15 protein-coding genes and 1 other RNA gene are annotated in these 19,282 nt (G+C 28.6%); 2 read left to right on the top strand and 14 right to left on the bottom strand.

Annotated elements, in window-relative coordinates:
- Positions 1 to 132: 132 nt before the first annotated feature.
- Positions 133 to 669: a peroxiredoxin gene (locus tag M2214_RS04475; protein WP_248483222.1), complete on the top strand. Its 537-nt coding sequence runs from the start codon at positions 133 to 135 to the stop codon at positions 667 to 669.
- Positions 670 to 710: 41 nt separating this feature from the next.
- Here the strand turns inward: M2214_RS04475 and M2214_RS04470 are convergent, their stop codons facing one another.
- Positions 711 to 1,280, bottom strand: a complete 570-nt coding sequence (locus tag M2214_RS04470; RefSeq protein ID WP_248483221.1) for an indolepyruvate oxidoreductase subunit beta — start codon at positions 1,278 to 1,280, stop codon at positions 711 to 713.
- Between the two features lie 15 nt (positions 1,281 to 1,295).
- On the bottom strand, positions 1,296 to 3,083 hold the full coding sequence (locus tag M2214_RS04465) for a thiamine pyrophosphate-dependent enzyme (RefSeq protein ID WP_248483219.1): 1,788 nt from the start codon (positions 3,081 to 3,083) through the stop codon (positions 1,296 to 1,298).
- Positions 3,084 to 3,299: 216 nt separating this feature from the next.
- On the opposite strand from M2214_RS04465, the gene M2214_RS04460 reads away from it, so the two are divergent.
- Complete coding sequence (locus tag M2214_RS04460) at positions 3,300 to 4,235, top strand: DUF362 domain-containing protein (RefSeq protein WP_248483217.1); 936 nt, start codon at positions 3,300 to 3,302, stop codon at positions 4,233 to 4,235.
- Between the two features lie 34 nt (positions 4,236 to 4,269).
- Here M2214_RS04460 and M2214_RS04455 read toward each other — a convergent pair whose 3' ends face one another.
- The 12 genes from M2214_RS04455 to M2214_RS04400 form a co-directional block, all read right to left on the bottom strand.
- Positions 4,270 to 4,617: a hypothetical protein gene (locus M2214_RS04455; protein WP_248483215.1), complete on the bottom strand. Its 348-nt coding sequence runs from the start codon at positions 4,615 to 4,617 to the stop codon at positions 4,270 to 4,272.
- Positions 4,618 to 4,678: 61 nt separating this feature from the next.
- A complete protein-coding gene (locus M2214_RS04450) occupies positions 4,679 to 7,375 on the bottom strand; it encodes an Eco57I restriction-modification methylase domain-containing protein (RefSeq protein WP_248483213.1) in 2,697 nt (898 codons plus the stop codon).
- A gap of 64 nt (positions 7,376 to 7,439) precedes the next feature.
- Positions 7,440 to 8,348 carry a patatin-like phospholipase family protein gene (locus M2214_RS04445; RefSeq protein WP_248483211.1) on the bottom strand — a complete coding sequence of 303 codons (909 nt, stop codon included), beginning with the start codon at positions 8,346 to 8,348 and terminating at the stop codon, positions 7,440 to 7,442.
- A 97-nt stretch (positions 8,349 to 8,445) separates the two neighbouring features.
- Positions 8,446 to 8,786, bottom strand: an RNA gene (gene rnpB, locus M2214_RS04440) — RNase P RNA component class A.
- A gap of 56 nt (positions 8,787 to 8,842) precedes the next feature.
- A complete protein-coding gene (gene eam, locus M2214_RS04435; protein ID WP_248483209.1) occupies positions 8,843 to 10,099 on the bottom strand; it encodes a glutamate 2,3-aminomutase in 1,257 nt (418 codons plus the stop codon).
- A 447-nt stretch (positions 10,100 to 10,546) separates the two neighbouring features.
- Positions 10,547 to 12,424 (bottom strand): monovalent cation:proton antiporter family protein, encoded by a 1,878-nt coding sequence (locus M2214_RS04430; protein WP_248483207.1) that lies wholly within the window; start codon positions 12,422 to 12,424, stop codon positions 10,547 to 10,549.
- 402 nt (positions 12,425 to 12,826) lie between these two features.
- Positions 12,827 to 14,236 carry a carbon starvation CstA family protein gene (locus M2214_RS04425; protein WP_248483205.1) on the bottom strand — a complete coding sequence of 470 codons (1,410 nt, stop codon included), beginning with the start codon at positions 14,234 to 14,236 and terminating at the stop codon, positions 12,827 to 12,829.
- 107 nt (positions 14,237 to 14,343) lie between these two features.
- Positions 14,344 to 15,054 (bottom strand): LytR/AlgR family response regulator transcription factor, encoded by a 711-nt coding sequence (locus M2214_RS04420; RefSeq protein ID WP_248483203.1) that lies wholly within the window; start codon positions 15,052 to 15,054, stop codon positions 14,344 to 14,346.
- A 1-nt stretch (position 15,055) separates the two neighbouring features.
- Entirely contained in the window at positions 15,056 to 16,732 is a 1,677-nt protein-coding gene (locus M2214_RS04415; protein WP_248483201.1) for a sensor histidine kinase, read from the bottom strand.
- A 128-nt stretch (positions 16,733 to 16,860) separates the two neighbouring features.
- Positions 16,861 to 17,556: a DUF1361 domain-containing protein gene (locus M2214_RS04410; RefSeq protein ID WP_248483199.1), complete on the bottom strand. Its 696-nt coding sequence runs from the start codon at positions 17,554 to 17,556 to the stop codon at positions 16,861 to 16,863.
- 22 nt (positions 17,557 to 17,578) lie between these two features.
- Positions 17,579 to 18,343, bottom strand: coding sequence for a YfjL-like protein (locus M2214_RS04405; RefSeq protein ID WP_248483197.1), 765 nt, complete (start codon positions 18,341 to 18,343; stop codon positions 17,579 to 17,581).
- 181 nt (positions 18,344 to 18,524) lie between these two features.
- Complete coding sequence (locus tag M2214_RS04400) at positions 18,525 to 19,223, bottom strand: hypothetical protein (protein WP_248483195.1); 699 nt, start codon at positions 19,221 to 19,223, stop codon at positions 18,525 to 18,527.
- Positions 19,224 to 19,282 lie beyond the last annotated feature (59 nt).

The following is a 19,282-nucleotide window of genomic DNA, read 5'->3' as shown; positions in this document are numbered from 1 at the left end:
TAATCCAAAGAATTCTTTCTATAATATATTTTTAATATTAAAAAATAATAATTTTGTGTTTATATCTTTTTAAAGTGGGAATAAATAAATTGAGATTGATAATAATTTTCATTTAACATAGGAGGTATTAATATGGAAAGAATGGTAGGTTTAAAAGCTCCTGATTTTAAAATGCAAACAGCATTAGGTGATGGAGAAAATTTCGGAGAAGTTTCACTTGATTCTTATAAAGGTAAATGGCTTGTTATGTTCTTTTATCCACTTGATTTTACTTTTGTTTGCCCAACAGAGATAACGTCTTTAGATAATAAATATGACATATTCAAGAAATTTAATGCAGAAATTCTAGCTGTAAGTACAGATAGTGTTCATTCTCATAAAGCTTGGATAAATTCATCTAAAGATATGGGCGGTCTTGGAAAACTTAAATTCCCTATAGCTTCTGACAATACTCATAAAGTATCTAAAGATTATGGAGTTTATGTAGAAGAAGAAGGTATAGCATTAAGAGGTTTATTCATAATAGATCCTGATGGAGTATTAAGATACTCTGTTGTTCATGATTTAAACATAGGTAGAAGTGCAAATGAAACTCTAAGAGTTTTACAAGGGCTTCAAGCTGGCGGCCTTTGCCCTGCTGATTGGAATCCTGGAGATGAACTTTTATAAAATAAAAAACCCCTAGAAAAATTTCTAGGGATTTTTTATATCTAGAGATTATATCCAATATTAAAAGCTTCTATATTGTGTTTTATAAATTTTTCTGGAACATTTTTTTGAATTACTTTTTCCCAAGTTTCTTTTTTTATGTCTAATTCTTTTGCCATAATTCCTATCAGAACAGTATTACCTACTTTAGTATTTCCAACTTCTTTTCCTACCTTTATTACATCTATATCTACTACTCTGTACTTTTGCTTTAAATCATCTAGTATTCCTTCTGGATATTCCTCTACCTCTTGCTGAATACTAGTTGATGGTATTCTATAGGTGTTAACAATAGCTAATCCATTGTCTTTTATCATATGAGAATATCTATACCCTTCCATAGGCTCCATGGCAAGTAATATATCACACTCTCCATGAGGAATATTTGGAGAATATACTTTACTACCTATTTTAACACTCCCATATACTTTACCACCTCTTTGAGATAAACCTATAACATCATTAGTTTTTACATCATATCCTTCTTCTATAGCAGCTTCGCTTATTATTTGAGTTGCTATAACTAGCCCCTGACCCCCAACACCTGCTATTAATATATTTTTTTTATCCATATCTATCATCCTTTACTATTTATTCTTTAAATCATTATCTGGCTTAGATCTTTTAATAGCATTAACAGGACATACTTGTGCACAAATAGAACAACCAACACACATATCTGGGTCTATAGATGATTTCAACTTATCATGTCCTTCATATTTTCTCATTAATAATGGTGGGCAGTTAGTTTTGATACAGCTTCTACAGCTAATGCAGATATCAGGATCTACATAAAAATGAGGATGTCTCATTCTGTATTGAAGTGCACAAGGTCCTGTAGCTACTATTATGGATAATCCTTCATGCTTTATTTCTTGATCAATAACTTCTTTTGCTTTTTTGTAACTATATTGATTTAGCACTTTAATTCTTTTAAATCCCACGGTTTTAAGAAGTTCTTCTATGCTTACGTTCATTTCCTTATCAGAACTTGCGTTTGACTGACCACCTGTCATAGCAGTAGTCTTATTGTCTAAAATTATAATAGTCATATTTGAATTTTCGTCTAATTTATACCTTAAATTTATAAATCCATTTACACCCGAGTGAAAAAATGTTCCATCACCCATCATTGCAACTAATGGCTTTTTATTTCCAGATAAATCCCAGGCTTTTCTCATTCCTTTAAGTATACTAATACTAGATCCCATGCTCATATTTATATTATGTACTTCAAAAGGAGGAAGTACGCCCATAGAATAACATCCTATATCTCCAATAACATTCACTTTAGCTTTTTTTAGTATGTCATAAATAGGTCTATGAGGACAACCTGAACAAAATTGAGGGCTTCTCGATGGAACTTTTAGTGTTTGTTGCTCATTAAATTTTCTTTCTTTTATTAACCCTGCTTTTTGAAGACCTTTTTCTACATCTTCAATTTGAATTTCTCCAGTAAATGAAAAATACTCTTTTCCTTTACAGTCAATACCATTTATTTTTAATTCATTCTCTATAAAAGGCATCATTTCTTCTAAAATTATTATGCTTTTATATTTTTTACCCAATTCTCTTACTTTGTTAATAGATATTGGATAAACCATCCCTAACTTATATATAGATGCATTTAAATCTATTTCTTTAAGGTGTTGATATACAAGACCTGAAGTTATTATAACTGTATCTGCTCCTTCTTTTTCTTCTAATTTATTTAAATCCGTATTATAAGCATAGTCCTCTAGTTTTTGAAGTCTTTCCTTCATGAAATACTGAGCTTTATCTGTGTATGGTGGAAGCATGCAGTATTTATAAGCATCTTTCTCAAAAGGCTTAGTATCAATTTCTTTTCTTTCTCCTAGATTTACTACGCTCCTATTGTGACATAATCTACTTGTTATTCTAAGCATAAAAGGAATATTATAGTTTTCACTTAACTCCAGTCCTATTTTCGTAAAATCTTTAGCTTCTTGTGAATCACTAGGATCTAATATTGCCAGATTCGCAAATTTTCCAAAAATCCTATTATCCTGTTCATTTTGAGAAGAGTGCATACCAGGATCATCACCAGTAATCAATATAAATCCTCCATTTATTGTGCTCTGTGTAAATGTCATCAAAGGATCTGCACAAATATTAACCCCTACATGCTTCATACTGCAAAGAGATCTTACTCCTCCAAAAGATGCTCCCATAGCTACTTCTAACGCAACTTTTTCATTAGTTGAAAATTCACTATAAACTTCTTCATAATTGTTTATATTCTCTATAATTCCAACAGTAGGAGATCCCGGATAACTAGATGCTACTAACCCACCAGCCTCATAAAAACCTCTCGCTATAGCTTGATTTCCTGTCAACACCACTTTTTCATTCATAAACTTAACAACTCCCTGTTATATATTAGATATTTCTATATTATTATGCATTTATTTTGTTGCATTTAATCATTTTCTACCCATAAATTTATCTTTATAACTGCTTAATTGTTAAAATTTACATTAAGCTATTAAGATTTTTATGATATTAATTGTATTCTGATGCGTATTTATATAAATTTCTTGGATATTCTAATTTAATGAGGAGGTTTTTTTATGAGAGATAGTAGAAGAATAAAAGATTGTATAGTTTCTATTAGTCAATCAAAGAGTGAAAAAGATTCACTAAAAGATGCACTAGATATGCTTCCTATAGGAGATATGATAAAAAATGATGATACAGTGGTTATAACCCCTAATTGGGTTAAATCTAAGCAACCATCAACCGCTGCAGTAATAGGTCCAAATACTTTAAGATCATTAATTCAGTATGTAAAGACTTTTAACCCTGCAAAAATATACATAGCAACAGGTTCTGGCGGAGAAGAAACCTCAACTGTAATGAAATTTGTAGGTTACGACAAGATTATAGAGGATGAGAATGTAGAGTTTGTAGACTTAAATTACGGACCATATACAACGATAGACTTAGAGCATAATATAATACCAAATACTAAAATAAACAAGTTAATAGATGAAGTTGATGTGTTAATATCATTTACACAGCTTAAACAGCATGAGGAAGCTACTATGAGTGCTAGTATCAAAAATATAATGCTTAGTTGGCCTCCAGCTGGAGTTCATGGATTTCCAAAGAAAAAGTTAGGTATACATGAGGATTTACACGGATTTATAGTTGCAATGTCTAAGAAAATACCAATAGATTTAAGTATCATAAGTCTTGATAAGACTATGATAGGAAACGGTCCAAGTGATGGAAAATCAGTAGATACAGATGGTCTTATAATAGCAGGAACAGATCCTGTTGCTTGCGATACTGTAGGAGCTAGAATGTTGGGATTCTTGCCACAAGGAGTCAATTATTTGTACAGACTGTATATGGATAAAGTTGGAGAAGCAAAACCCGAAAATATGATATTGAAGGGTATCCCTATTGCAAAAGCAGAAAAAATATTCTCAAAAGCCGCTTATAATAAAGAGATTGTTATAGATAAAAATGGGATTCAAAATATTCATGGAAATCAAAAATAAGTTGAAAACATTATGTTTTCAACTTATTTTTTAATTAAGGCTTTTTTATCTCATCCATAGAATCAATTATAGTAACCTTGTTATAAAAAAATTTTTTTTCTAATTTGCTCAATCTCAGATTTTCTTTTATTCCTATTTTATCCAATATGTATATTCTTTTAAATCCACTTTTCATAAATTTTTTAAATATGCTTTTCATAGCGCTCTCATCATCAGTTTCAAACTCATGCGGATGTACAACCAAATTATATTTTGATGTTTTTATTTTTTTTATATTTTCTTTGTACTCTATAAAAAATTCATTTATCTCTTCCTTAGATATATTCCCACCAACATTTATTAAAAACATCGAATCTTGTTCACTAACATTTATTTTAAACATACAACCCCTCCCTTTTTAAATCTCTATATATATTTATGAAGGAGCGTATTATATCTTGCTATTATTTCATAATTTTCTTTAATACATTTAATCTATTTTTAGAATTGTATTTTTCACCCAATATATTAATATTGATTGCGTAGTTTTTACATTTTTCATACATAATTTCATCCAATTTTTCTACATCTATATCTTTACCATTTTTTATAATTTCTATATTTTTTTGTAAATATTTAGTTATCTCATCGTATAATTCATGCATATTGTAGAGTTGCCATGGCTCATCCTTAAAATGAGAAATACTGTAAATATGCCTTAGCATAATTATTTTAAACTCATCACAATTATACAAATTAGATATATAACTGATAGTTTTTTTCCTATTTATATGCATATTGATAAATTCATTCTCTGATATCATACTTTTAAGTTCATCTATATCTATAATATTTAAATCATCATATATTATACTCAAATCATCTTTAGTTAAATTAAATGAATCTATGATAATATAATCTACCTCTAACTCTAATTTGTATATCTCCTCTTTTAATTTTAATATATCAATACACTTATTATAAAAATGTTTTATAGGATCTTTTTTATCATAGCTTTTTTTATTTTTTATATTATATATATTTGCTTTTAAAGATATTATTTTTTTACCTATATTCTCTATTTCCTTGTATTTTAAATTCTTAAACATCCCTAAATCCATTATAGAATTAGGATAATAATCGTATATACGAGAACTTATTTTTTTCGCAAACATTTTAAAATAAAACTCATATACTTTTGAATTTAGCAAAGTAACTATATACTCTAAAGAAAAAATATCTTTATACTCATCTTTTATATAAAAAGAATAAACGTCAGCACTACAGTAATATCCATTTTTATCAATTGCAAACTTATTATGCGAAGCCTTGTAAGGATACATTATCTTATCCTTTTCAAAACACTTATAATCTCTACCCCATTGAAGCTCATACCATTTTCTTATATTTCTTTTACACTCTCTTCTATTTATCAACTTTTGCTCATATTTACCTATGTATTTTAAAGCATTTTTGTATTTAGATTCATCTTTAATAAAATCTGAATATATTATGAACAAATCACTACCTTCAATAAAGTACGTATCCACATTTTTATTTTTAATCCATTTTCTAAGTATACTTTTTTCTATATTATTATCTTCAACCTCTTTGCTGTTTAATACAAACGCTTTATCACATCCACTTATTATCCCTTGAAAACTTTCAGCTATGTTTTTCAATTTATAATCTGAGTTTTGTTTTATTTTATTATAAATGTTGTATTTAATATCAGATACAAGAATCCATCTATCATCTTCAAGATTAGATCTTTTTAAAGTGAATTTTTCGAAGTAATTATCATCCATCATAGTTTGAAGACTTGCATCACTATAAAAATTCAAATTATCATTCCTAAGTTTATAAACCGATATAATATCAATATCTAGCTTTTTTTTAAATGTAAATATAGCACTAGCTACACCCACACCCTTAAATACCTGATTTCCATAAAAATCTACTATTTCTAATATACTAGAATTTTTTTTCATATATCCTCTAAGTAATTTCCCACTTGGACTTTCTATAAAATACCTCGGAGTTATTATACAAGCCTTTCCATTGATATGCAAAACATCTAGTATTCTCTTATAAAAGCAATAATACAGATCAGATTTATCCTTGAATACTTCACTGTATTCATTAATTAACCATTTTTTATAGCAATTATCCATTTTTTTACTTCCAACATACGGAGGATTTCCTATAACATAATCGAATTTATTACTCCAAAATTCTCTTTCTTTAATATACTTATCATTTTCCCATTTAACCAAACTATCTGAATTTATAATATTAATATCATAACTAAAATTTTTTATATCTTTTATAATCAAATTAACAATAGCGATATCTATAGCGAATTTATCAACATCAGAGCCATATATACAATTTTTTAACAAATGATAATGTACATTTTCATTTGTCCAGTAATCTAAACCCGTAAGCTTTATATCTTTTCCTCTTTTTTTTATAGTATATATTTCATCCTTGTATACGTCTCTAAGAACATTTAAATTCTCAATAAATTTCTTTTTCAACATATCATAAGCTTTTATAATAAAATGTCCACTCCCACATGCAGGATCCAAAATTTTTATAAAAGGTTTTTTAACTATATCTTCATTATCAATAGTCTTATTTAAAATATAATCTATTATAAAGCCAGGCGTATAAAACTGCCCAAGAGACTTTCTAATCTCCTCATCCATAAAAACTTCATATAAATCCCCAAGTATAGTATTATCTATGCGCTGCAAGTAATCCACATTAAATTTTATTTTATTTATTATATCATACATAACACATACTTCATCTTCACTCAATTGGGTTTCACTTAAATTTATCTCTTCACAAAACAAATTCAAATCTTCATAGTTTTCTGTATTTTCAAGATAAATTTTTAATATATCATTAAGTTTATTATCTATAATAAATCGATTCTCATTATAATCCCCTTCGAGCCTAACATCATTATTTTGAAATATTCTAAGCAAAAAAACCTTATTAATAAAAATATAAGCCTGCCTAAACGCTAAAGATTCATCAAAATTTTTATATTTAATGCTTAAAATTCTTATATATATATGTGTTAATTGTTTGTGCATCTTTTTAAATCTAAATACTAATTTTTCTTTAGTAAAACTCGATTTATTGTCCATACAGCACTCCTTAGCCTTATTTGTTTAAATAAATTATACTACAGCTAATTTATTTAAACAAATATTAGAACCATTTATTATTAATCCAGTCATTTACAAATTTTATATCATAACTATTTGCAATATTAATCAAGTAAGGTATTTCCTTACAATCATCTAAATCAATAGACTTTGAAATTTGAGGATTTACTCTTAAGAAATTATCCCTTAACAATTCACGGCTATAGTAACTATCAGCATCCATATTTCCATCAAACAATATGCTAAGAAGTGGATATGGAGGATTTTGACTGAGACCCCACTCAATAGCTCCCCATTTTCTCGTATCTGCTTTTATATTGTTATGATTAAATCCAGTTCCAATAGATAAAATCCTCATATCCTCAAGTTTTTTATTAGCTCCATTTACATTCTTAGATACACAAATAGAAGCTAAACTAGGATTATTTGCTATAATTCCTCCATCTATATGTTTTTTATAAGATGGAAAGTATACAGGTGCTGCACTACTGTATAAAGCTACATCTATTACATACTCATTATCAGTTCCCATCTCTTCGAAGTTAGTATAAAACATTGGCTTCCAGCTACCATTATCCTTACTTATAACTTCAAAACTCGGTATCAGCACCTTCTTTTTTAAATCTTTTAATTTTAGATTTTTAGGAAATACCCTCATAAGCACTTCCTTCAAATGCTTATTATTGTACTTTGGCCTAAAAAGTTCATTGTATTTAGGCGAAAATATATATCTACAATTAATCATAGAGTATAAGTTCAATATTTCTTTGACAGGCAATCCATAAGCAAGACCTAATGCTATAAAAGATCCAGTTGATGTGCCAGCAAATAAATCTGTACTTTTAATTAATTTTTTATTTTCTATTTCGAGTCTTTTAAGTATAGTAGCACTGAGTACTCCCCTTATACCTCCTCCATCAAATGCCATTATTCTATATTTTTTCTTAGACATAAAAATTCCCCCTCTAAAGCATCTTAATATTATCGTATGCTTTAGAGGGGAATGTGGTGAGATACAAAAAAACTCAGCAAAAGCTGAGTTTTTATTTAAAATGAGTAAATCTATAAGCCGAGTTCTGTCTGGAATAGTTATCTATCTAGGCCTATTGTTACCAATAGGCTCGAGCGACCTACCTACGGAACGGGAACGAGCAGCCCCCTTTTTAAGTTCCTACTTGGTCTTGCTCCAGGTGGGGTTTACATAGCCAACTAGTCACCTAGTTGCTGGTGAGCTCTTACCTCACCTTTCCATCCTTACCATAATAAATTATGGCGGTTTATTTCTGTTGCACTATCCTTAAAGTCGCCTTCACTGGGTATTACCCAGCACCCTGCTCTACGGAGCTCGGACTTTCCTCGTGTTTACACACGCAACTATCCGACTTACTCATTATTTAATTTTTCAACGAGATATATAATATCATAATATAATAGTATTGTCAAAAACTATTTAATAACTTCTTTTATATCAACAGAAGGATGATTTTCATATTTTACGATCTCACCCTCCCAAGTTCTTATCATTACAAAATCCTTTCCTCTTGAGATTAAATACTGAGGAAGTATAGGAGTTTTACCTTTTCCCTTAGGAGCATTAACTATATAAGTAGGAATAGCCATTCCAGATGTATAACCTCTTAAATACTCCATTATCTCAATTCCATCATCTATAGAAGTATTAAAATGCGTAGTTCCTTTAACATGCTTTGCATGGAATATATAGTAAGGTCTTACTCTACACTTTAATAATTCGTGGTTTAAGCATCTCATAACGAACTTATCATTATTTATACCATTTAATAATACAGCTTGATTTCCAAGAGGAACTCCTGCATTTGCAAGCTTTTCACAAGCAGCCTTAGACTCTTGTGTAATCTCCATAGGATGATTAAAGTGAGTATTTATAAATATAGGGTGGTACTTTTTAATCATATTACAAAACTCATCAGTAATTCTTTGAGGCATAGTAACTAATGTTCTACTTCCAAGTCTTATATAATCAACATGAGGAATAGCTCTTAATTGACTTATTATCCACTCTAAATAATCATCATTTAGTGTAAGAGGGTCTCCTCCTGTTATTAATACATCTCTTATTTCCTCATTTTCTCTTATATAATCTATTGACTCTTGTATAACTTTTTTAGGCTTAGCTTCATCACATTGACCTATATTTCTTCTTCTTTGACAGTGTCTGCAATACATAGCACATTCGTTAGTAACATTTATTATAAGTCTATCAGGATATCTTCTAGTTATACTTCCAGCAGGATTTGTAAACTCTTCCCCCATAGGATCTAGATCTTCTACATTATCTTGAATCTCTACAAATTCAGGTATAGACATAAGTTTTATAGGATCAAATTTATCCTTTGGATCTATTAAACTTAAATAATATGGAGATACAGCCCATCTGAATTGTTTTCCAACTTCTTCTATTTTTTTGATTTCTTCATCTGATAAATCTAGTATTTTAGATAAAGTATCTACATCTCCAATTCTGTTAGATAATTGCCATTTATAGTTATTCCAATCTTCCTCAGTTCCTCCAAGGGCAGATAGAATTTTATTTTTTCTTTCAAGTAGCTCTTCTTGATTTTCTAAGCCTTTAGGTATAGTTTTTTTAGCTTCTAAATAATCTCCTATTCTGCCTTTTAACTCCTCGGCTCTTTTTAATGAAATCTCTCTTTTATTATTTTCCATTTAAAACCTCCTTGTATTACCTTATTTATTTTGAATATGAAAAATCATACCATTCTAGCATTTTTATGTCGAATTATAAGTTGTTTCTTTTTTTGTAATTTTTATTTTGAATTATAGTCTTATAAATATATTATTAATATTCCAAATTTAAAGTGTTATATATCCGGGTAAATACTCTTACACATATTATAAATTTTTATAGATTAATTAATCTATAAAAATTTATAATTTCGACATTTTTCGACATTTTCCCAGATAGTTATTTTGTATAAACTATCAATTATGCATATTCACTTTCATTATCTGAATTTAGATATTGCATCTAGGTAAGACTTTCATCAAGATTTGTAAATTCTAATTTCGAAATGTTTAGGGTTAAAACCATTCTATTTATTATATCATTATTAAAAGTAAGAGTAAATATTTTTTCTAAAAAAAGACAGTTATTTATGGTAAATAACTGTCTTCTTTAATGCTTCCAAGCATGTTTTTTGCCTTTTTTACATTATGACTTTCTCCAACAATCATTATAATATCTCCCGGCTTAAGTATGTTATATCCGTGAGGTATTATTTTTTCACATCCTCTTAATATTGATAGAATCAAGCAATCTCCTGGTAAAATCACCTTGTTTAATGGTTTAAAGAAATATTCTTCATTTTTAAGATATACTTCTTCTATCATAAAATCATCTTCTTCAAATAATAAAGAAAATGCCTTAGGGTGTACTATAAAATGCTCAGCCATAAAAGCAGTTGCAAATTCCGGAGATACACTCATTGCTCCGTATAAAGACTCTCCCTTAGGAGTTGATTGACTATTAGTTAACAGTATTATATGTTCTATTCCAAATTCAACCTTACATATTTCACATATTTCAGTATTCATCTCTTCTATACTCTTTGCAACAACAACGGTATCTGCTTCTTTCATTCCTATCTCTTGAAGCCATTTTGTATTAGTTGCATCTCCTAAATATACAGTTTCTCCAGTAGCATTTATTTTATCATACTGAGATTTGTTATATGTTATAAAAGTCAAATTCATTTCAAATTTCTTGAGCCTTCTAGCAAGCAACATACTCTTATCGTTAATGCCTATTATGAATATATTCTTTTTGTTTTTCAAATCCACCTTAGGCATCACTTGATTGAATATAAGAGGTGAGAATGTACAAGTTATTATAGCCACCAATATAATTGCACCATTAGTCTCTTCTTTTATAAGTCCAAGTTTTAACCCAATAGCACTTGCAGCTATAATAAGGCTAAGTCTTGATGATAATAAAAATCCAGCAGCTATACTTTTTTTCATAGAAAAATTAAACTTTAAAAGTAAAGACGGTATTATTTTTACTGCATAAACAGCCACTAATAAAGCTGGTACTAAATACATAGCCTTTGAATTATCAATTACAGACTTAATATCAAAATTAACTCCGACCATTATAAAAAATATAGGTACAAAGAAGCCATATCCTATAGCATCAAGCTTAACATACAAGTCTGATTTATCTTTTTCATCTAAGAGAGAAACTATAAGTCCTGCTAAAAATGTCCCTAAAATAATTTCTGTACCAAGACTTTGAGCCAGAGCTATAAATATAAGTATTAAAGAAAATGCCCCTCTAACCTTTATCTGCGATGTAGTATTAGCTAGTTCTTTTACTATCTTGTTATCTACTACAAATTTAAGTCCCATTCTATAAAAAACAAAGAAAGCAACAAATAATAATAGAATTAAAAGTACTTCATAAGTTGCCTTTGATGTATAAAATGTCACAAAAAATGTTATAAGTACCATAGTCACGAAGTCAGATATCAAAGAAGTAAGTAGTATTGTTTGACCATACTCTGAGTTTATTATATTTTTTTCTTTTAATATAGGAACTACTATTCCCAAAGATGTAGTGCTAAGTATTAAGCTCATAAGAGCTACATTAGATACAAGCCCAAATACTCTAAAAATGTACGCTATAATAAATGATAAAATTAATGTTATAAGAAATAAAATCATGGATACTAATAATGGCTTCTTATACCATTTATCCTTAGAAGCCTTGTTGGTTGGCTTCATCAAGTTAAAGTCGATTTCAAGACCTGACAAAAACATCAAAAATGCAAATCCAAATGTATATAAAAACTCAAGCTGTGCACTCTCTTGAATCAAATTGAATCCACTCTTACCTATAATCATTCCAGATACTATTTCTCCAACTACTATAGGTATTGGTATAAACTTAATTTTAGTTATTAATATAGGTACAAATGTAGCAAATAATATTATTATTAATAAAGATATATATGAAATAGATGAATGCTCCATATAAATCCCCCTCTCTTCTTTATTATATTATTCTTTTATTAAGCAATATCTATACCAAGTCTACTTATTCAAATCTAATTTTTCCCATTTATTTTTATATTAAATACCCTTTATTATATAATTTCAACCATATATAATAAAAAGATTCGCACGTTTCTATTGCAAATGCTCGTATTTCTAACTAGCTTTAGGAAACTCTGTTGATTAAATTAATTAATATATCATAGTTATCAATATGTCTAAAGTATATAGTTTATGTTTATAAATATACTTTTCTTATAAATAAAAAAGGTATGATTAAATTCAATCATACCTTTTTGTTTCATATTGATACACTTATCATTTCGATAGCTTTTCCCCGATGTTTCAAAACGATACATATGTCCCATTTTAATACATTTATCAAGCAGCTACTTTATCTTTATTCTTATTCTTCTTAGATAAGAATAATCCAAATATTATAAGTCCAAATGCTATACCTATAGGATTTGCAATACTTGCTGATTGCTTAAATCCTTCTGGTGCTTGTATTATATAAGCTGTTGTTACAACAGTCATAAATCCAGCTGGTATACTTGCAATCCAGTGCATCTTATCTTCTTTAGCTAAGTAAGCAGCTCCTGCCCACAACATCATCATAGCTAAAGTTTGGTTAGCCCAAGAGAAATATCTCCAAATTATATTAAAGTCTATGAATGTAAGAGCTATACCTATAGCAAATAATGGTAGTGCTATAGAGAATCTCTTAACTAAACTATCTTGTTTATATTTTATAGAATCTGCTATAGTAAGTCTTGCACTTCTAAATGCAGTGTCTCCTGATGTTATAGGACATGCAACAACTCCAAGTAAAGCCAGTAATCCTCCAAATTTTCCAAGTAAAGAAGTAGATATCTCATTAACTGCAACTGCTGCTCCGCCTTTAGCAAGTACTGCAGCAAGCCCTTCAGTTCCTCCAAAGAAAGTCATAGCTGCTGCTGCCCATATTAAAGCTATTATTCCTTCTGCTATCATCGATCCATAGAATATTCTTCTAGCTTCACTTTGCTTTCTAACGCATCTAGCCATAAGAGGAGATTGTGTAGCATGGAATCCCGAAATTGCACCACATGCTATAGTTATAAATAGGAATGGGAATATAGGAGTTCCTTTAGGGTGTAGATTTGCAACAGTTATTTCTGGTATATTATATCCTTTTACAACTAATCCTCCAGCTATACCTACAGCCATTATAAGAAGAGAAGCTCCAAATATTGGATATATCTTTCCTATTAATTTATCAACCGGAAGTACAGTTGCTAATATATAGTATGCTATTATTACTATAACCCAAAATCCTTTGTCAAATGAAGTTAAGTTAGCTAAAAGTCCAGCTGGTCCTGTAACGAACACTACTCCAACTAATATTAATAATACTACTGTAAATACTCTCATTATTTTTTTTACAGTTTCTCCTAAGTAAATACCAACGATTTCTGATGCACTAGTACCTTTGTGCTTCATAGATAAATATCCTGATAAAAAGTCATGGGTTGCTCCTGCGAATATACATCCAAATACAATCCATAAAAATGCTGCTGGTCCCCATAAAGCTCCTGCTACTGCTCCAAATATAGGTCCAAGTCCCGCAATATTTAAAAACTGAATAAGAAAAATCCTAGGCCAACTCATAGGTATATAATCTACACCATCTTCCATTTCAATAGCTGGTGTAGTTTGTGAATCATCGATTCCAAGAATGTTTTCTACAAATTTACCGTATACAAAATATCCTAAGATTAAAAGTATAATTGCTGAGAAAAACGTTATCATTGTATTCCCTCCTTAAAGTTTAGTTAGTCTTAACTAAATTATAATAGATGCTTAGTTAAAATTTTAATAACGAACACGAAATGCAAAAAAAAGCACATAAAGTGCATTTATATGCCCATTATGTGTTTAAATTCTTTTATATTTTTCCTACTAACCGGAATTTTAACATCTAAATCCCTTAATTTAACATTATAAGTATTATTAAACCAAGGTATTATCTCTTCTACCTTATCTATATTCAATATATATGATCTATGGCTTTTAAAAAAATTATATTCCGAAATCTTATTATAAAACTCAGATATACTCATATTAACAGTATATTCTTCATCCTTAGTATAGACCAAAGTATCCCGTTCTGATGACGTACAATAATATATATCGCCAATATTTACGACTATCATCTTTTCTCCCTTTAAAAGAGTCACCCTATCATACATACATTTTTTTTCTTCACAAGACTCTAATCTCTCTATTTTTTTTAAAGTAGTAAGTATTCTTTCTTCAGAATAAGGTTTTAATATATAATCAAATGCCTCTAGTTCAAACGCTTCTATAGCATGTTCTTTATATGCAGTTATAAAAACTATTTTAAATTCTTTATTAAACTTATTTATAACTCTAGCTAGGCAAACACCGTCTAACTTTGGCATATTTATATCAAGAAATATAACATCAACATCATTACTCTCTATAAAATTTAAAGCATCTAATGAGTCATCAAATTCTTTTACTATTTCTATTGAACTAAAGTTATTTATAAAGTACTTAAGCTCCTCCCTTGAAGGAGATTCATCATCTACTATTATACATCTCATATTAATTCCTCTTTCCTTCACGATATATTATAAATCTTATTTTTGTTCCTTTATCAAGTCTTTGTATATCAAGACCTTTTCCATATATAAGCCTCAACCTATTGTGTACATTTAAAAGTCCAATCTTATTTTCTTTCATATTTCTCTTATATATATTTTTTATTATTTTTTCATCTATTCCAATGCCGTCATCTTCTATAGATATTTCTACATCATTATCAAGTTTTTGAACTTTTACTCTTACACACCCACTACCTGTTCCCTTTAGTATTCCATGTTTTATAGAATTTTCAACCAAAGGTTGTATTATAAGGCTTGGAACCTTTACTTCTATACTCTCATCAATATCATATACTACATTTAATTTATCACCAAATCTGGCTTTTTCGATTTCTACATAAGCTTTAACTTGATCTAATTCCTTATTTATATCAACACAAGATTCACCTATTTCTAAATTATATCTAAGATAAGTAGATAAGTTTATTATAAGTTCTCTCGCCTTGTCTGGATTTACTCTTATAAATGAAACTATAGTATTTAAAGCATTGAATAAAAAGTGAGGATTTATCTGAGCTTGTAAAGCCTTTATCTCAGCCTTATTCGCCATCTCCTTGAGCCTTTCTATTTTAGCTATTTCAAGCTGAGTTGATATCATCTGAGAAAGACCTATAGCTAAAGTTTTATCCTTAAAGCTTATAGAGTCTTCTTTATTGTAGTAGATTTTTAATACCCCAACAACAGCTTCTCTATCCTTCAATGGCATTATTATAGCAGATTTTAATGGGCAATTCTCATTAGGGCAAGCTATTTCCCTATGAGATTTAAATATTATTATTTCTCCAGTTTCTATTACCTTCTCAGTTGCACGAGTTAACACTTTTTCACCGTCTATATGGTGATCATCTCCATCTCCCACATGAGCCAATATGTACTTTTTATCAGTTATAGATACAGCACTAGCTCCTACACTGTCTTTTATAACTGTACATATTTTCTTTAAAGAATCATTGTTTATATTTCTGAAATAAGGAAGAGTTTTGTTAGCTATCTCAAGAGCTAGTTTTGCTTGTCTTGCAGCTATCTCTTCTTTTTCTTCGAATATATTTTCTGTAATTAGTATTACTATACCTATTCCTATTCCATTAACTAAAGTCATAGGTATATATATTTTCTTAACTATCAAAAGTGCTACTGCAAACGGTCTAGAAAGCAAGAGTATAAGACCCATACTTATACTTTCAATTAGTATTCCACCTAAAATACCATATACCCACCTATTCTTATCATTTGATTTTATATATATAATACCCGATAGAAAACCTCCAATAACTGTACTTATAAAGCAAGGAAATGCTGTTATTCCTCCTACATCTATTAAGTATCTATGCATTCCAGCTATTATTCCAGACCCTATTCCAACAAAAGGACCACAAAGTATTCCTCCTGCCATAACCCCAATTATTCTAGTATTTGCTATAGCTCCCCTAACATCTGTACCTATATAAGTTCCAAGTATCCCAAATGCACCAAATATAAAAGATAGTACGAAAAGATCTATATAGGTGAATTCATCCTTTTGTATTATCTTCTTAAAGCTTTTTATCTTAGATATCATAAAAGCTATTAATACTACATATCCTAGATTGTTTATAAGATTTTTTAATAGATATATCAAATTATCATCTCCAAATTAATCTTTCATATTAATTATATCAAAAAATATCTTTTTTTGTCACAATGCTATATTTATATATTTACTATCATGTACTTTAATTTTTTAATATATTCAAAAAAAACAACCCTTTATTCAGGATTGTTCTTAAAATTTATCAAGCTATATACAAGTACATAAGTAAACAATAAAACAGTGGCAAACATCAAAGAAAAGTATATAGCTTCAAGTTTAAAACTATTTATAATATATCCGAATAATTTTATAGGATTCGATACTATATCCCAGCTATTAAATCTAACAAATCTACCTAAATATATCCCGTATCCACTCAGAAACGATACAATACTCACAAATATCCAAGATACTAAATTATTAAACTTATCCTTAACTATTATTTGGTTCAAATATAAAGATGCAACACCAAGTAAATATCCTATTAAAGCACAAAATGCTATCAGTATAAAATCATACCATATCCAAAAGTTTCGTTGAAATTCTAAAGTATCTTCTATTTTAAATGGATATTTAGAAACACTTATATGTATAAAGTCCGTTATTATATATGGAGCATTAGGATAAAATAGCAGCCATATGCACATACAGATAAATATCAATATATTGTTTATATTTCCCTTACCTTTATAATACATATTGTGTACTATCAAAGAAAATATGAATGGTATCCACGCCAAAAACATATTCCAAATGTATATATAATATTTATATGTGTTTAGTTTGTAAGATCTATTTGTAGCCATAACTACTGCCATCATTGTAACTAAGAAAAACACACTAAAAATCGAGATTAATCTTTTGTTTATCACTATTTACCTCCTCTATTGCAAGTTACTCTTTAAAATGCGTATTAATTCCATATTTCTGAAAAGCTTCTTCTGTATTATCCTTAGAATATTGAATTAATTCAGTTAATCCATCATCTACCATATCCGATTTAACACCAGTTACATTTATATAATCATATTGTTTATCTCCATCGATCCAAACACCATATTCATTAATATAGTACCCTTTTTTAGTTAGTATATTATGCAATTTTTTAAGATTGGATGAAAGCGATTCAACAGTCATGTCGACACCTTTTAAATTAAGCCATAGCTTTTTATACTCGCTATCATTAATATCCAAAGGTGCATTTAACTTAGTAGAAATATCTGTTTTTGTAATTTCTTTAGGATACTCTACAATAACTCTATCAAATGAATCTGTAAATTCTTCTTTTAATAATGGTGTAATGAGTTTAGCATATTCCTTTTCCATTCTCCTAACTGTATTCCATCCACTTAGAACATCTATTTCATAATCGTCATATATTCTTTTATTCCTATATCTAACAAAAAAGTGAACATCAATATCCTCTTTTGAATAAATATTAGAATAATATTCACCGAACTTGAAATTATACTTTGTTTCTTCAATATTTAAGTTCATATCGCTATAATTAGTATTAACATAATGATTTATTTTTTCAGACGCTATTTTCTTTGATATAGGGTTTCCATTAAATGAGTTAACAATTGATAATATAATGAACACTATAAAAATAGCTAATATTGAGACAATACTTCTTTTTGATATTTTTATTTTTTTCATATCATGAATCTCCCCATTCTATATTTACAAATATTTACTATAGGTTTATATTACCATATATTCATATATTATGCTAAAAAGTGATATACTTATGTTAAGCTTCGAATGGTAAGCCTGATATCAAATTAAAATAGTGTATATTAAAAATCCTCTTTAGAATTTCTAAAGAGGATTTAATTTATTACTGCTCTGGCTCAAATAATATATATCCAAATTCAAAAGGGCTTTTACTCTCTCCCAAAAGAATTGTATTTCTAAATTCTACAAGACCTTTTCCTTCTTTAAATACTTTTATTTCCCTATAAGTGTTTTCAGTATAGTTTTCTATTCCTTGAATTGTAGTTTCAGTTTTTATCATATTTCTATTTCTATCATCCTTAGATACGTCTGTAATCTTTGTTTTTGCAGTATACTCTTTACCATCTATGGTGATTTTTTGATCCCAAGTATTCCCTACTTTCATAGGCAATTTTAAAACTATCTGTTCTGTAATTATAGATTGTGAAAACCTTCTTGTTAAATTCTTTTGTGTTTGTGTAACTGTATCTTTATTTATTATATATTCTGTTTCTATAATCCTATCTTCTTTTGAAGGACCTTCACCTTCAGATATATCTAATATCTCACCTTTAAAGTTTAACATTAATGATTCATTATTATCTACAACTTTATTAAGCGTCAATCCTTGTCCATATTCAGCTGTTCCAGAATAGTTAAGAACAGTTCCTTCTACTGATGGAAAGTAGCTTGCAAGCTCATTACTGTACGTTTTTTTACCTGTATCTTGTTCAACTTCATTATCTGCTTGTGTACATCCAACTCCAACAGCAATTATTGCAAACATCAATGTACAAAAAAATATCTTTTTTAGTAGATTCATTCAAATCTCTCCTTTTCAATACTAATCATTTGATTTATTAATTATATTTTAGTGTATAA

Origin of the sequence: Tepidibacter aestuarii, assembly GCF_934924865.1 — a bacterium.
GTDB lineage: Bacteria > Bacillota > Clostridia > Peptostreptococcales > Peptostreptococcaceae > Tepidibacter_A > Tepidibacter_A aestuarii.
Note: the sequence above shows the minus strand (reverse complement) of the source record. Positions and strands in the feature narration are given on the sequence as shown.

What these genes read in the sequence shown, in the direction of transcription:
- M2214_RS04450 (WP_248483213.1), bottom strand. Translation starts at nt 7,375, where the DNA reads ATGGACAATAAATCGAGTTTTACTAAAGAAAAATTAGTATTTAGATTT.
- M2214_RS04465 (WP_248483219.1), bottom strand. Translation starts at nt 3,083, where the DNA reads ATGAATGAAAAAGTGGTGTTGACAGGAAATCAAGCTATAGCGAGAGGT.
- M2214_RS04420 (WP_248483203.1), bottom strand. Translation starts at nt 15,054, where the DNA reads ATGAGATGTATAATAGTAGATGATGAATCTCCTTCAAGGGAGGAGCTT.
- M2214_RS04425 (WP_248483205.1), bottom strand. Translation starts at nt 14,236, where the DNA reads ATGATAACGTTTTTCTCAGCAATTATACTTTTAATCTTAGGATATTTT.
- M2214_RS04445 (WP_248483211.1), bottom strand. Translation starts at nt 8,348, where the DNA reads ATGTCTAAGAAAAAATATAGAATAATGGCATTTGATGGAGGAGGTATA.
- M2214_RS04460 (WP_248483217.1), top strand. Translation starts at nt 3,300, where the DNA reads ATGAGAGATAGTAGAAGAATAAAAGATTGTATAGTTTCTATTAGTCAA.
- M2214_RS04400 (WP_248483195.1), bottom strand. Translation starts at nt 19,223, where the DNA reads ATGAATCTACTAAAAAAGATATTTTTTTGTACATTGATGTTTGCAATA.
- M2214_RS04475 (WP_248483222.1), top strand. Translation starts at nt 133, where the DNA reads ATGGAAAGAATGGTAGGTTTAAAAGCTCCTGATTTTAAAATGCAAACA.
- eam (WP_248483209.1), bottom strand. Translation starts at nt 10,099, where the DNA reads ATGGAAAATAATAAAAGAGAGATTTCATTAAAAAGAGCCGAGGAGTTA.
- M2214_RS04455 (WP_248483215.1), bottom strand. Translation starts at nt 4,617, where the DNA reads ATGTTTAAAATAAATGTTAGTGAACAAGATTCGATGTTTTTAATAAAT.
- M2214_RS04470 (WP_248483221.1), bottom strand. Translation starts at nt 1,280, where the DNA reads ATGGATAAAAAAAATATATTAATAGCAGGTGTTGGGGGTCAGGGGCTA.
- M2214_RS04405 (WP_248483197.1), bottom strand. Translation starts at nt 18,343, where the DNA reads ATGAAAAAAATAAAAATATCAAAAAGAAGTATTGTCTCAATATTAGCT.
- M2214_RS04430 (WP_248483207.1), bottom strand. Translation starts at nt 12,424, where the DNA reads ATGGAGCATTCATCTATTTCATATATATCTTTATTAATAATAATATTA.